The organism is Chryseobacterium sp. MYb328, assembly GCF_037572595.1.
In the GTDB taxonomy this organism is placed as follows: domain Bacteria; phylum Bacteroidota; class Bacteroidia; order Flavobacteriales; family Weeksellaceae; genus Chryseobacterium; species Chryseobacterium pennae.
Window position 1 is genome coordinate 24,663 of record NZ_JBBGZQ010000015.1, and the last position, 12,898, is coordinate 37,560.

Annotated in this window: 19 protein-coding genes; all 19 read right to left on the bottom strand. The window is 31.2% G+C overall.

Going from position 1 to position 12,898, the window contains the following annotated elements; translation table 11 throughout:
• Positions 1 to 510 carry a hypothetical protein gene (locus WH267_RS15085; RefSeq protein WP_340009382.1) on the bottom strand — a complete coding sequence of 170 codons (510 nt, stop codon included), beginning with the start codon at positions 508 to 510 and terminating at the stop codon, positions 1 to 3.
• Between the two features lie 25 nt (positions 511 to 535).
• Positions 536 to 1,198, bottom strand: a complete 663-nt coding sequence (locus WH267_RS15090) for a hypothetical protein (protein WP_340009384.1) — start codon at positions 1,196 to 1,198, stop codon at positions 536 to 538.
• Positions 1,199 to 1,353: 155 nt separating this feature from the next.
• Positions 1,354 to 1,947: a hypothetical protein gene (locus WH267_RS15095; RefSeq protein WP_340009386.1), complete on the bottom strand. Its 594-nt coding sequence runs from the start codon at positions 1,945 to 1,947 to the stop codon at positions 1,354 to 1,356.
• A gap of 138 nt (positions 1,948 to 2,085) precedes the next feature.
• Positions 2,086 to 2,751, bottom strand: coding sequence for a DUF4919 domain-containing protein (locus WH267_RS15100; protein WP_340009388.1), 666 nt, complete (start codon positions 2,749 to 2,751; stop codon positions 2,086 to 2,088).
• A gap of 79 nt (positions 2,752 to 2,830) precedes the next feature.
• Positions 2,831 to 3,013, bottom strand: coding sequence for a hypothetical protein (locus WH267_RS15105; protein ID WP_340009390.1), 183 nt, complete (start codon positions 3,011 to 3,013; stop codon positions 2,831 to 2,833).
• A 74-nt stretch (positions 3,014 to 3,087) separates the two neighbouring features.
• Positions 3,088 to 3,732 (bottom strand): hypothetical protein, encoded by a 645-nt coding sequence (locus tag WH267_RS15110; protein WP_340009391.1) that lies wholly within the window; start codon positions 3,730 to 3,732, stop codon positions 3,088 to 3,090.
• Positions 3,733 to 3,924: 192 nt separating this feature from the next.
• Entirely contained in the window at positions 3,925 to 4,257 is a 333-nt protein-coding gene (locus tag WH267_RS15115; protein ID WP_340009393.1) for a hypothetical protein, read from the bottom strand.
• A gap of 224 nt (positions 4,258 to 4,481) precedes the next feature.
• On the bottom strand, positions 4,482 to 4,937 hold the full coding sequence (locus WH267_RS15120) for a hypothetical protein (protein ID WP_340009396.1): 456 nt from the start codon (positions 4,935 to 4,937) through the stop codon (positions 4,482 to 4,484).
• 90 nt (positions 4,938 to 5,027) lie between these two features.
• On the bottom strand, positions 5,028 to 5,687 hold the full coding sequence (locus WH267_RS15125; RefSeq protein WP_340009398.1) for a DUF2461 domain-containing protein: 660 nt from the start codon (positions 5,685 to 5,687) through the stop codon (positions 5,028 to 5,030).
• 306 nt (positions 5,688 to 5,993) lie between these two features.
• Positions 5,994 to 6,224, bottom strand: coding sequence for a hypothetical protein (locus WH267_RS15130; protein WP_340009400.1), 231 nt, complete (start codon positions 6,222 to 6,224; stop codon positions 5,994 to 5,996).
• Positions 6,187 to 6,837: a metallophosphoesterase gene (locus WH267_RS15135; protein ID WP_340009402.1), complete on the bottom strand. Its 651-nt coding sequence runs from the start codon at positions 6,835 to 6,837 to the stop codon at positions 6,187 to 6,189. The genes WH267_RS15130 and WH267_RS15135 overlap by 38 nt, the downstream gene beginning before the upstream one ends.
• A gap of 59 nt (positions 6,838 to 6,896) precedes the next feature.
• Positions 6,897 to 7,646, bottom strand: coding sequence for a hypothetical protein (locus tag WH267_RS15140; protein ID WP_148060809.1), 750 nt, complete (start codon positions 7,644 to 7,646; stop codon positions 6,897 to 6,899).
• Positions 7,647 to 7,659: 13 nt separating this feature from the next.
• On the bottom strand, positions 7,660 to 8,280 hold the full coding sequence (locus WH267_RS15145; protein ID WP_340009405.1) for a hypothetical protein: 621 nt from the start codon (positions 8,278 to 8,280) through the stop codon (positions 7,660 to 7,662).
• A gap of 72 nt (positions 8,281 to 8,352) precedes the next feature.
• The gene (locus WH267_RS15150) at positions 8,353 to 9,015 is read right to left on the bottom strand and encodes an immunity protein Imm33 domain-containing protein (RefSeq protein WP_340009407.1); all 663 of its coding nucleotides are present in this window, start codon (positions 9,013 to 9,015) and stop codon (positions 8,353 to 8,355) included.
• Positions 9,016 to 9,132: 117 nt separating this feature from the next.
• Positions 9,133 to 9,603 carry a hypothetical protein gene (locus WH267_RS15155; protein WP_340009409.1) on the bottom strand — a complete coding sequence of 157 codons (471 nt, stop codon included), beginning with the start codon at positions 9,601 to 9,603 and terminating at the stop codon, positions 9,133 to 9,135.
• Positions 9,604 to 9,827: 224 nt separating this feature from the next.
• Positions 9,828 to 10,238 (bottom strand): SMI1/KNR4 family protein, encoded by a 411-nt coding sequence (locus WH267_RS15160; RefSeq protein ID WP_340009410.1) that lies wholly within the window; start codon positions 10,236 to 10,238, stop codon positions 9,828 to 9,830.
• A 108-nt stretch (positions 10,239 to 10,346) separates the two neighbouring features.
• Positions 10,347 to 10,850 (bottom strand): hypothetical protein, encoded by a 504-nt coding sequence (locus WH267_RS15165; protein WP_340009412.1) that lies wholly within the window; start codon positions 10,848 to 10,850, stop codon positions 10,347 to 10,349.
• 27 nt (positions 10,851 to 10,877) lie between these two features.
• A complete protein-coding gene (locus WH267_RS15170) occupies positions 10,878 to 11,711 on the bottom strand; it encodes a hypothetical protein (RefSeq protein WP_340009414.1) in 834 nt (277 codons plus the stop codon).
• 215 nt (positions 11,712 to 11,926) lie between these two features.
• Positions 11,927 to 12,613, bottom strand: a complete 687-nt coding sequence (locus tag WH267_RS15175; RefSeq protein WP_340009416.1) for a hypothetical protein — start codon at positions 12,611 to 12,613, stop codon at positions 11,927 to 11,929.
• Positions 12,614 to 12,898: the final 285 nt, after the last annotated feature.

Below are 12,898 nucleotides of genomic sequence, written 5' to 3' on the forward strand. Positions count from 1 at the left end.
TTATTTCTGATAAATGATGATGGGGATATTGGTTTTTAATTCCCATGAGTTTGCTGAGTTGTTCTTTTTATTAAAAAGTAATCTTTCATCAATTTTAGAAATGAATTTTTCCCAGCCGTGCATGGAGTCATTGATGATTATTTTTCCGAATACGGTTTCCATTAATAATTCTGTGTGAATATTTTCCAAAACAGAAGTTTTCTGCACAGTTATTCTAAGGATTTCATACCATTCAATCATGGTTATGAAATCATTGTTCCAAATATAGAATCCGGTTTCTGTATATTCAAAGATTCCATCGTCTTCCGATGTCTTGAGGAGAACTTTATGATGACGTTTGTTTTTATCCGGATTTTTATCAGCATTCTTCACTATCAAGGCAAACAATGAACAGCCCAGAAAATAGAAACATAACCATATGAATATGTTTTTCTCTACCTTAAAAATAAGTATTGTAAAAATAATGAGCAGAACAGCATTTCCCAGAATTAATTTTTGAGTCAGATTCATATTTTCGCTAAGTTTTTCAGCAGTTTTAATAAAAATATAAGTAAGAGGTATCCCTGATTTCCTTGTGTGATGAGATGATGTTTAAGACCTCTTGATTAGAAGAATCATATTCATAATCTGTGGAGTTGACCAACGCGATGAGTTTAGGGTTTATATCCAGTTCCTGATAGGCTTTCAAAACTTCATTTCCTGATACAATAAAAAAGACCTCCTCCAATTCAAGCCCGCTATATGTTTTTGAATACAGAAATACAATTGGAGATTCTCCTTTGTTTATTTTTTCTTTATACTCATTTATTTTATTTCGATCCATGCTGTTTAATGGCTGAGTAGAAATGACCATGGGATTGCTTTCCATTGAAAAATGTAATTGACTTACATTATTTTCCTGTGGTTGTACAAAATTTACCTGCCGGGTAAATGGAAACACAGAATAATTTCCGGTTTCAAATCTTTTTAAAAAAATCTCAATTTTGGCTAATGAAGTATGGTCCAATTCATATCTGACATCATTCAGCTCATTGAAATGGTTGTTGTATGTACAGTTTATATGAAAAGAATTTTGGGCGGTTTGATAAGGCCCAGCCACTACAATGGAATGTATTTCTTTATTAATGATGAAACAGACTGTTGTTCCGTCATAATGAATTTCAACTTGATGGTTTCCGGTTACTTCTAACTGATGCATTGTAAAGTGTGGTTATAGTTCTGGGTTCGACCGAATAGCTATGTTCAGATTATTGGCAGTACTTCTTTTTCAGCGGAAACTAAGTTAAATAAAAATGTGGAATTTACGGTGAAGCATTAGGGAATGATCTTTATTGTATGTTCGTTATTTTCAACTTAAAGATTTCCATACACTACAATATACTCTGCATATTCCAATTTATCATCGAGCCATTCAATCAGTTCATTCTTAAATTTTGCGACTTTCAATTCATCAGTTTTTGTCCGCATTATTCTATCAATTATTATTTTACAGGTGGTCTTGTCAAAATAATTATGTCCACAGATGTCAAAAGATACTTCCATTTCTTTATTCCAGGGATTTTCCAAAGGAAATACAGATTTAAATTCATCGATGACATAATCAAAGTCAGTGGTAGGAATGAAAGCATCGTTTCGTTTGGTTGTTTTATAACATTCTCCATCCTGATCTTCTGGCCATAGAATATATCCGATTTCATTTCTTGGAGATGGAGCGTCCCTTGTCGTGATAATTATCTGTCTTGAATTGATTCTTTCAATAGCTTTCGTTATATCATATTTGCAGAGCTCATAATTTTCTCGTGCTGTATCAGGATCACATTCTGCTGAAATACTGATCTCCCTTATGTTATTATTGTGAAACTCCTGTTCACTGATGTCAATATCGCCATTGTTTTTCTTCAACAGTTGTATGGCAACATCCAATGGGATTGTAATTTTATTTCTCAATATTTTTATTTTTTCACTGTCCATAGGGTTGGGCTATAAAGTTTTATAAGTATAAATATTCCTAAATACTTACTGTTTTCCTGCAGAATAGAGCATTGATTTGCTTTTTGAAATGAAATTACAAAAGGTTCTGCCTCCTTATTCAAACATTTTCTTTGTTGCATGGGGAATAATGAAATACATACTTTTTGTATTTCCATTTTCCAAAACAATATCGAGAATATCTAAAAAATCTCCGTTCTTGTCTCGCCCGGAACCCATTTTTCCGATCTTCATACTAAAGCCTTTTTTTAAAAAATCCTGACCATCAGTAGGGTTTAATGCAAAAGTAGGATTATTTTCATCCATTCCCAGTCCACTGTAGGCCATTGCCCGAAATATCATTTTTGTTTTTACCAGATACTGATCTGCAATTATTTTCCGGTCTGTTTTAAAATAAGCATAAGATGTTTCAAATAATGTTTTCAAGTCGAAAGGGTGGTCCTTTAGAAATTCATCTCCAAGCTGTATGACTTCATTATATTGTTTGTCATCATTCATCTGGTATAAGTTTCTGCCAAATTGAATGTCTTTATAAGGTTTATAAAATTTATTATCTGTAAAACCAATTAATAATGCCAGTACCTGCTTATCCGTAAGAGTGGAGTCCAGTTTATGATATCTTTTTAATAAGTGATCATAATAAAGGTCTGATTTTTTATTTTTTGTTTCCTTCAGGATGTTGTCAAAATCTTTTTTATACTCAAATTTATTCTGAGCAAGGATTAACAGCGGAAAGAAGATGAATAAAATTAAGGCTCGCATGGTTGAGTAGTTTTTATAAAGGACCAATTTACACAATATGTAAATACTATTTTGTTGGAATTGTGGATTACCCTTACTGTTATCTTAACAATAAGCTTATCGTTTCTGTTTTTTCATTTTCGGTGACTACATGTTTTCTGTTCATAAAACTTGCAAAAGTTCTGCTCAACGAATGTTTCTCCCGAAATTCATCATTGGTGAGATAATCAAAGTCAAAAACCTGTTCATTGTTATTAACATTATAAAAAATATCAAGTCCCATTGTATTGTGTTTTTAGGTATTTTAGTTTTAATAAATGCTAAAGATTAGCAAACCATTTTTTTAATATTGATTTTTTATTTATTATTTGGGTTACAATTGGCGTTATAGAAATCTAGCAAAGGAAGTGGGTCGTATTCGAGGACTAATCTTTTTTCTAAATGTTCCTTCACAAGGCTGGGGCAGATTTCATTAAAAAATTGGTTAATCCAGATATTTTGATACTTCACTCTAAACGGAGCGCCATCTATCATCCAGTATATTAACTTCGGTTGATCGTTTTTATATTGAAACACCCAGGTGTTTACTGTTGTAGAGGTAAACATATTACCGCTTCCCATATTATAATGTCCCGGTCTTGTGTAACCTGTAGAATATGCTGTAATATCTCCTGTGGTCTTTTCTTTTTTGAACCATGCAGTGCTGATAATAGGAACTGTGAAATTTTTTTTATAGCCGGAAATGTAATCTAACTTCTCAAATACAATAGGCTCTTGAGTTTTATTATCAAGATATTCTATTTTTTTTATTGTTTTGGTTTCAATTCTTTCGGTTTTTGTAGAATTGTTTTCCTGGAAATTAATTTTTCTCGCTCCGCCTGAAATAAAGTCTGTATTTCCTTGTCTTACAGTTCCATCCTCAAAGTAAATGGTTCCCTTATAATTTTGACCCCAAACTCCTAAAGAAATAAGAGTAAAGTAGAATAGAAAGTTTTTTTTCATGGTATCATTTTTAATTTGTGTTATGTTTTTTAAATCCGGCCTATACAGATTTAAATCTTTGATGTGCTTAAGCTATTGCCACTTAATTCAAATTTAGCAATTTGACTTTGAATCGTTTAGATGATTTTAAGTTTTTTCTTAAAACCAACCTTATATTGTGTACTATATTGAAAAAAACAATTGAGCAAAGGTTTATTTAAGGTTATTACTATAAAATCTGCCTATTTCTTCATCTTCGTTTCCAAACCAATATTTATCCCAGAAAACCCAGAATTCATTCTTATTCTGAGAATCCTGCTCAATTCTGATATTTGAAATTTCATTTCCTGTCTTCATACGGACTTTCATTATCCTGCTGGTCCCGGAGTGATGTGGCTGAATATCCTTAATCTTTAACAATTCTGTTTTCAAAACCTGGTTGTCAAAAATTCCAAATGTATAATCTGACTGGGTCATTTCTGTGTTTGACTTCTTTATTGTTTCGATGAACTCATTTTGGATATTCTTTAGAATTATTGTCTGCAAGACAACCAGTATTATTCCTACAATAAACACCTGAGTAAGGAGAAATATTCCAATGAGTCTTAATTTTGATAATTCTTCCGTAAGAATTGAACAACATTTGAAACCAATACTATTATAAAGCCCAGGAAAGCTGTTACTAATGAAAATGGTAATAGTGGAAACAATTATTCAAGATTTTCTATCATAGGTATGTTTTGATTTTCTGTTGAATATGTTTACGGTGTTTATTTAGTATAATCTCCTTCGATAATCAATTTTTCCATAGCGCTTACAATTTCAGAAACAGGAATAGCGAATACCCCGGCGTCTCCTTTGTCAAACTCTTTTTTCCAGGTAGAATATCCGTCCATTTCAAGAGAATCAGGCATTTTGCTGTTTTCTTTATACACTTTAGTCACGCTTTTATCCAGGGCTTTTTCCGATATAGGGATATGGGTTAGTTTTTCTGCAAAACCAGTAGGACTATCAGGGTTTCTCATTTTTAAACCACTGATAGAAATGTGAATAACTTTGCCTGTTTTAGGATATTCTTCAATCTTTAAAATGGTGAGCGTTGAGTTTGCTTCTATAGGTCGGGTTTTGTAATTCCATTCCTGGCCTACACTGTATTTCATATCATTTTTGGTACAGCTTAAAAGAGTAAGAAGAGCAGCTACTGTTAAGGTAAATAATTTAATCATGATCAATTGGTTTTTTAGGTGAGAATATATTTTATCTAATAATCTTAATCAGGCAGGCTATTCATACAAATGAGTTTTTATTTTTTTAGCTTAAAATAAAGGTTCTCCATTGAGGTCTGTGGTCAGAACTTCACTCATATAATCAAAAAAGGGACGCATGGCCAGCAGGGTTGAAACGACTTCCTTTTGAAAATTATCAGAAAGAACTTCTTTATCGGTAAATTTCCGCATGACGATGTATTGCTTTTTTCTGATTAAATCTATCGCCGGATGATTTTTATCAAAGCCTCGTGGAGCTGTTTTTACAGCCTCACCTTTCAGTTCATCGAAATATTTTATAAAAGTTTTGTCTGAGGTAATCTTTTCTATTTCTGTGGTACTGATTTCAAATTCTTTGCGGATGCGAAGTAAATCCTTAGTTTCCGGTCCCCAGAATCCACCACCTACAAAACTGTTTCCGGGTTCCAGCTGAATATAATATCCACCTCTGAGCATCGGTTTTGAACGGGAATATCCAACACCAAAATTATTTTTATAGGGAGTCTGATCTTTAGAAAAACGAACATCTCTGTAAATCCTGAAAATATGAATTCCCTTTAAATTGTCATATTCCTGAAGTTCGGTATACACCTGATTGAAAAACGCTTTATTTTCCTTCACAACCAGGTCATATTCTGTTTTGTGCTGGGCAAACCATTCGCGATTGTTATTTTTTTCTAATTGCTTAAGGAATTCAAATGCTTTTTTCATAATGTTGGATGCAGGTTAGATGTTTTCACTTGGAGATATTGTTTTTCAAAGTTAAATACCTTTTATCACTTTATCTATACTATTATAAGCTAAATGTAAAATATCTTCGTTTGTGGAAAAACCAGCCTCTTCCAGAAATTGTATTTTGGACTTAATGTTATTGAATAATTCCAAATCCGGGTTTTTAACATTTTCGATATAAAACATGTCAAAGAGTAAACAGTCACAATCCTCGTAATCTTTTAGTAAAATAAATGATTTAAAGAACAATTGGTAATGATCAATATCCACTATTCTGTTCTCATCTTAGTGTAATATGGTTCTTGCAAAAATGGAATGCTCGTAATCTTTAAAATTGACCAGGTCTTCCTCCAGTTCTTTCCAGTCGGACTGATTAAAGGTATCCAGGATTTTATATATCATTTCATTTCCTCCATTAAGCCAATAGTCACCATCTGTATTCCTGTCTTTTTCAATGATATGCTTAATCTCTGAAATTTTATGTCTGGCCGTAAAAATGATAATGGAAAATGACATGATCTAATATATTCCTGATTTCAGGCATACCATAATTCTCTTCGCCACTGTTGTCCTTATCATGAGTGATTAATATATCAAAATTATCTTTTGTTTTAAGCAGTTTCCTGATTTCCTTTTTTTCATAATCCTGAACAAAACGCTTTTCAGATCTTCCTTTCCGGTCACCAATCCTTCCAATACCCACAAAAGTGAGGGTTTCATTTTCCGTTTTTAATTCCTGTTTTAACCCTGACTTGCAAACAAAGACTTTTTCATAAACATCAATGGGAAATAGGCTGTTTTGAGAATTTTCCTTTTCCAGTTCATCCAGAAAATCATGATCTTCATGATTGCCACGAACACAAATCATATTGATATTGAGCTGATTTAAAAATGCCTGAATGTCTGGATTTATTTTTGTAAAGTCATCATGAAAACCAAGTTCATCCCTGTCATATTGTGCATGCTTTATTGTTGCTTTGTCTAGGTTTTCAATATTTGGGTAAGCTCCCATATCTCCGCATTGCAATATAAAATCAACGGTATTCCCTGTCTTTTTCTGGTATAAATCAACCAATTTAAAGGGCAATAATATTTTACCGTGGATGTCAGAAAAAAGAGCAACTCTCATGATGTTTGTTTATTTAAAATTGATGGAAATGTTTTTATTAAGTCCAATTTTTAGTGTGATTATATGCTTAAGGGATAAGAAAAGCAATCGATTCTATATGTTTTTATTTTAAATTTCCATTCCCCTCTTTTTCTGCTTTCATTGATAAATTCGTAGACCCTTCCATTTCGGGCATCCAGAAAAAACTGATTATATCGAATTATTTTTTCAGATTCGATTAAGATTTGTTTATAAAGTCTTTTTGTTCTTGCTAAGCATGAATCGGATTCTTCCACTTTATATTGATCCACTCTATAAGTAGAATAAATATAATTCTCAAATATTTTTGGTTTCAAATCAAGATTCGTTTCAGCATTTAAAACACTTTTCATTAATTCTTCGATTAGTAATCCAAACTCTTCTTGGGTTAAATTTAATTCAGAAACAGTATTTTTTATCTGTTTTTCAAATGTTGAATTCGTTTTAGGATATAGTTGTTTTTGATCCTCATTATCAAAATTCCAATAGTCAAAATACATATTTGAGAAAAATGGAACAGCATAGAACTTTTTATTCTTGCTAAAAACTAAAATCTCGTCATAATCTTCTTTTTTAGGGTTTCTATAGAGTGAAATAGTAAGAGAGTCTAAATTCACTTCTTTTACTTTTTCAAAGTTTTTAGCAAGCATTGGAAAATTCTGTAAGGTAAACTCTATACTTTTCTTTTCCGAATGAAATTCATTTATTTTTGTTTTTTCACACGATAAAATACACAACAGTACTATAGCTGATGCAAAGTATTTGAATTGTAAATGTATACCTGTTTTCAATAGTATGCTTTTTTTATTTCTTAATTTCTTCAATTAATTTTTCAATTTCCTTTACAATATCTGAGTGGCTACTATTCTTTTCTTTGTCTATTGAAAATAATCTATTGCAAACTTTGACAATTCGGTCTAATACTGTATTGTCATTAGGTGACCAGGTTTCACCAGTCTTCATTTGTCCGTTTGTATCGGTTGTAGCAAAATAAAACATGGTTCCATCAAATCCTCTTTTTTCCTTTTCTGAGGTTTTCATTTGTTGGGTAAGAATTTGAAATAAATTTCCGATTTTTAAATAAAGAGTAGAATCTATTTCGGTTTTATGACTGATTAATTTAACCTGGTTACGTTTTTTAGCATACCAAAAATTTTCAGAAAATCTATTGGATATAATATAATACCCGTTATCTATTGTTTCAACTGAAAAAGCATATTCTTCGGAGAATGAAGGTATTGAAGTATAGCGTGCATAAGATTGTTGCGAAAAGTCTTTATAAAGTTTTGGAAAGATATCGTTATAGTACTCCCTTAAAGAACCTTTATATTTGTCAAAATTTTCTGAAAGTTCTAAATATCCTTTTTGCCCGAAACATAAAAGTGTACTCAAAGTAAACGATAATATTAAAATTCTCTGTTTCATAGTTGTTTCCAAATTCAGTTCGCTTCCCAAGAAAGTATTTTGTGTAACTTTAATAGAGCAGTTATTTATAATCTAATTTTCTAGCAATTGTCTGTCAAATGCTATCTGTGCATTATTACCTTGCCAGATTACCTTAAAGCCAGATGGGAGAGCCATAAATTGAACGATTTCCGGGCTGAGTGTCATAAATTGTCCTACTGTCATTTGTTCGAAAGACATTGTTTCTTCATTAAAGCGATCTGTCATTGCAACCCATCCCGAGTCCGGATAATCTCCTATCCAACGGAACAAATTGGCCTGTAATCCTGTTTTGATCAACGGATCTACTGTAATAATCTGGTCAAAATCAGGAAAATCAGGTTCTGTTTTTACTCGAGTACAAACGGAAAGTTGTTGGTTCAGGATGTGAAGTGTACGGTTAAGACCTTCACCAAATCCTTGCTGTTCCGGGATGACTTCAAGAATTTCAAAAAAGTCTGACGCTTCATGAAATAGAATGCACCAGGAGAAACATGTAATTTTTTCTCCGCTTTTAATATCTGGTTTTTCATCTTGAATAAATTCAACCAGATATTGTAAAATTGGTTTTAGTTCATCTAGTGAAAGAGTAGTTTTTGCAATTTTTATTTCTTTCTCAATGGATGATTTTAATCCTTTGGAATAATAATAACTTCCCTCAGAATAAAATTCTATATTTCTGATCTTAAATGTTTTGCTTCTGTTGAAAAATCCCATAGAATATTTTGGTTATTAGTTTTTTTGATTAACATTTCAATTTCCCTTACAATGCCCACCTTGTACACAGTCAGAATTTAGGTATTGTATTGCCCAACGGATATCTGGTATTCTGTTTTATATTTCCAATATTTCCGTTTCAGTATTTTCATACCTTGTTTTTAAACTTTTAATTTTTGCTTCAAATTCACGATATATATCCTCAATTTCTCCTGGATAAAAATGAAGCCAGCGACTGTGATTTCTATATGCTTCCTGCCCTTCAGCAAGTTTTTTGTTTCTTTTGGATTCGTTTGGTACTAAAATTTTGTTGATGGTTAATTGGTGTGGCTTCAACATTTCAGTGAGTGTATCAAAGCTCGTAATACTTACTTTGAGATCACAGATTAAAATATTATTTTTTGAATGAATAATCTCTTCAGAAATATATTCAAGCTTCTTCTCGTGAGATTCTGTTGATGAACGGTAATTAAATTTTTGAAGAATATCATGACAACTGACAATTTTAAAACCTGCAAATTCAGAAATGTTTATATCCTGTTTAGAAACCTGTAAAGTTAAAATTACGGTTATTTTCTTTTTTAACAAGTTTTCTTTTTTCTTGAAAAGGTCAAATAGTCCCATAGATGAGTTTTCGGATACGGTTATTTCTCAAATATATAAAAGTTCCGGTAATTCTGAAATATTGAAAAGCAAAAACCACTCTTTTCAGAATGGTTTTATATTATTTTCTGTATCATTACTTATTGACAATAGTCGGAATTTTGCGTAGCAGACTAAATTCAAGGGAAATGATTATAATATAGCTTTATTCAATACAGAATATCAGCGTCTGCATTGATAAGTGCTATAGCGACAGAAAAAGTATCTGCGATCCATTCATATGTTTCGCCACTATTTTTAAATACACCATCTTTTCCTTTCACAAAACCGAACTGAATTGCATTGATCAAATAGTCTGCAAATACAATGAAGCTCTTATCACTTTCGTTGTGATATTCCTCCTGAATTCTTGCCAAAGGCCAGATTGAAAACATGTTCTTTGTCCAATCCCAATCGATGAAGCCATCCAGTTTTAAGTAAAATTCTTTACAATCATCCGGAAACTGAAAATCAATAATTTCTTCTGTTGCTTTAATCGAGTGTGCTGTTGCTGGTGGACTAAGTTTGATATCTTCAGTTATCCAGTTATTTATAATATTGTCAGTAAGAATTGATGTCATTCTATAGAAACGTTATGGTAAAAGATAATAATGTCTGTAAGTTTTCGGAAGTATGCTAAAATTGTATGATCATTCTACATTATGTCATACAACGAAACTTTGTAGTTGTTATTTATTGTCTGCTAATAATTGTAGAGAAGTTAAATAATCTGTATCAAAATTAATTATTCTTACTTTATCTTTTATAAATTCTCTACTTACGGTCCAATTTGCATTCAGGTCAATCCAGGTTAGGTTGATTTTCTTTTCTGTAAGCTTTTTTAATTTTCCCGGAAAAATTACATCATCCTTTTTCTTAGCTAAACTAAAAATACCAAAGTTTTTATTGATGCTTTCGATTATTGAATCAAAATTTTGAAGCGGAAGTTTCTTTACTTTTTTATCAATTGAAATTCCCTTTAATTTCATTCCTTTTTCCACAAATTCAGTTTTATTATCGGTAGTGATATTTTTGATGTTGCAGTTTTTTATAACAGAATATCCATCCAGAATAAAATCAACAGGATTCGATTTTAGCAAGATCCAATCTTTACTGTAATTAATTAAAATTCCTTGTTCTGAATTTTTATCTTCAAATTCAATAATTATAAGTTTGTTTAATAGTTTTTTCATTGATATGAGTTTTCTGAGAAATAGCCTTTACAATTTAGTTTCAAAACCTTTTCTTAATGCTTTTAGTTCTGGCTCGGTTAGATTTCTTTCATAAATTTTTTCCCAAAGTAACTGAGCTTTGTTTAGTTCTGTTATACCTGTTTTTTTTACTGCAGCCCCCCACATCAATATTGCAAAGTCTTTTTTGTTATAAAGCGTTCCGTCAAAATTTATAAGGGTACCATCATATTTTTCAACAGTATTTTTGAAATCTAGTTTTCCTCCTTTAGATTCTGTCTTAATATATTCTTCAATATTTAAATCATCATCATTACCAACGATTTTTTCCTTTGCTATATTTTTCACTTCTGCCATGATATCATTGTATTTTAAAATCTGAAAATCTTTGTTGTTGAATTTTAAAACATGATTATTGATCGTTGCATCAATTTTTTTGATGCCTGCTAATTCTTTGGCTCTGTTTTCTGTTATTTTTCCTGTGAGTTTTGAGGGAATTTGAAAACTTTCTTTTTTATTGGGAATCATTATATTGTAGAAGAAAGCATCATCTTTAGGAATCAACATCAGCATTCCTTTCACAGTTCCTTTATGAACGATCATAAAATAGTAAGAGGGTAGTTTGGTCGAAAAATTCCAATAGTCATCTAAACTCGGATTTTCATTTTTAAAAACTGATGATTGTTTGTTATCAATATTATCTTTAATTGTATAATAACTTGATACTATTTCAAAACCTTCAAAGTTGACGTTTTCTATTTTTTCACTGTTGAATACCGGATTCCCATTTTTATCGCGTTGTGAATATAAGTTTGAACTCGTAAGAAAAATCAAGAAGATAAATATTGATAAATGTTTTTTCATGGCGGGTTATAGTATTTCTTGCTTAAATTTCAAATTTACATATTAAATCAACATGATAGATTACCTCATATTGTAGTTTTAAATATATAAACATGGACAAAAAAATGTCCTAAAAAAAGACGGTTTTAAGTGCTCTCTTAAGCCTCCTGACTTTAAGAAAATGTCAGGAAACCTTAAGCAGCGGGACAGATGAAGATATATGAAAGGTAAATATTTTACCAAAATTTCCACCACTTATTTTTAGGTGTAACGGGATCAGGTTTTTGGGTATTACGTATGTCATGCGTACTTTCCTTTTTTTGAGGTTGTTCAGCAGAGTTTTCCAATTTAAACTGATCTATCAATTTCAAATAATCATCAGTTGGGATAATGTCTGTGACAAATTGTTTCTCATCTAATTTAGTTAGCAAATTAAAATTTTCCTCAATGAACTTTTCATAAGGTATCCTTGCAAAATCTTTTTCAGAACGCAAAAAGATAAAATCAACTGGTGATAGGAGTTGGGGGAATCCTTTTTGGATCAGTAGAAAAGTCCAGTTCTTCAAAGATGGATCATCATTCTCCATTTCCATTTTTGTCGGAAATTCAATATTTTCAAATTCAGATGTTAAATGTTGATTTCTTCTAATTCCATTTATAATTCTATCTGTCAGAATATCAATGGATGGATGATCTTTAGAATAGTTTTCCAAAACTTCTTTTCCAAAATAAAATGGAGTGTTATATCCGTTTAAAATGGCAGATGAAGCTGAATCTTTTTCTATTAAGCCTTTCAACACCTCAATATTTAGGGTTTTATTTTCGTAAGCCCACTGTAAATTAAAAAGGCTGGAAAAAGTTTCGATATTGTAATGACCTTCGTATGTTTCAATCTCAGAATCATTCAGCTTAGCTAAAGCCAATGCTAATTTTGAGGCCAGAAAATAATCTTCACCAGAACAGCCGGTATTAATTTCAACACAATATTTATTTTCATTGTCTTTCAGGTTTATACCGCGGCTGGAAAATTGAGGAAGAAAGAAAACCGAATTGTTATTCAGATTAAAATGATTCTCAATGGACGGATAATATTTAATTTCATCAATTTGGAAATCTGCTACATCAAGAATATCTTTATAGGTAATATTATTTTTTTTATTAATTTGAAAATTATAACTCATGGTTTAAGATATAGTTTTTTTATTTTT

What these genes read in the sequence shown, in the direction of transcription:
- WH267_RS15085 (WP_340009382.1), bottom strand. Translation starts at nt 510, where the DNA reads ATGAATCTGACTCAAAAATTAATTCTGGGAAATGCTGTTCTGCTCATT.
- WH267_RS15090 (WP_340009384.1), bottom strand. Translation starts at nt 1,198, where the DNA reads ATGCATCAGTTAGAAGTAACCGGAAACCATCAAGTTGAAATTCATTAT.
- WH267_RS15100 (WP_340009388.1), bottom strand. Translation starts at nt 2,751, where the DNA reads ATGCGAGCCTTAATTTTATTCATCTTCTTTCCGCTGTTAATCCTTGCT.
- WH267_RS15105 (WP_340009390.1), bottom strand. Translation starts at nt 3,013, where the DNA reads ATGGGACTTGATATTTTTTATAATGTTAATAACAATGAACAGGTTTTT.
- WH267_RS15110 (WP_340009391.1), bottom strand. Translation starts at nt 3,732, where the DNA reads ATGAAAAAAAACTTTCTATTCTACTTTACTCTTATTTCTTTAGGAGTT.
- WH267_RS15120 (WP_340009396.1), bottom strand. Translation starts at nt 4,937, where the DNA reads ATGATTAAATTATTTACCTTAACAGTAGCTGCTCTTCTTACTCTTTTA.
- WH267_RS15125 (WP_340009398.1), bottom strand. Translation starts at nt 5,687, where the DNA reads ATGAAAAAAGCATTTGAATTCCTTAAGCAATTAGAAAAAAATAACAAT.
- WH267_RS15130 (WP_340009400.1), bottom strand. Translation starts at nt 6,224, where the DNA reads ATGTCATTTTCCATTATCATTTTTACGGCCAGACATAAAATTTCAGAG.
- WH267_RS15135 (WP_340009402.1), bottom strand. Translation starts at nt 6,837, where the DNA reads ATGAGAGTTGCTCTTTTTTCTGACATCCACGGTAAAATATTATTGCCC.
- WH267_RS15145 (WP_340009405.1), bottom strand. Translation starts at nt 8,280, where the DNA reads ATGAAACAGAGAATTTTAATATTATCGTTTACTTTGAGTACACTTTTA.
- WH267_RS15150 (WP_340009407.1), bottom strand. Translation starts at nt 9,015, where the DNA reads ATGGGATTTTTCAACAGAAGCAAAACATTTAAGATCAGAAATATAGAA.
- WH267_RS15160 (WP_340009410.1), bottom strand. Translation starts at nt 10,238, where the DNA reads ATGACATCAATTCTTACTGACAATATTATAAATAACTGGATAACTGAA.
- WH267_RS15165 (WP_340009412.1), bottom strand. Translation starts at nt 10,850, where the DNA reads ATGAAAAAACTATTAAACAAACTTATAATTATTGAATTTGAAGATAAA.
- WH267_RS15170 (WP_340009414.1), bottom strand. Translation starts at nt 11,711, where the DNA reads ATGAAAAAACATTTATCAATATTTATCTTCTTGATTTTTCTTACGAGT.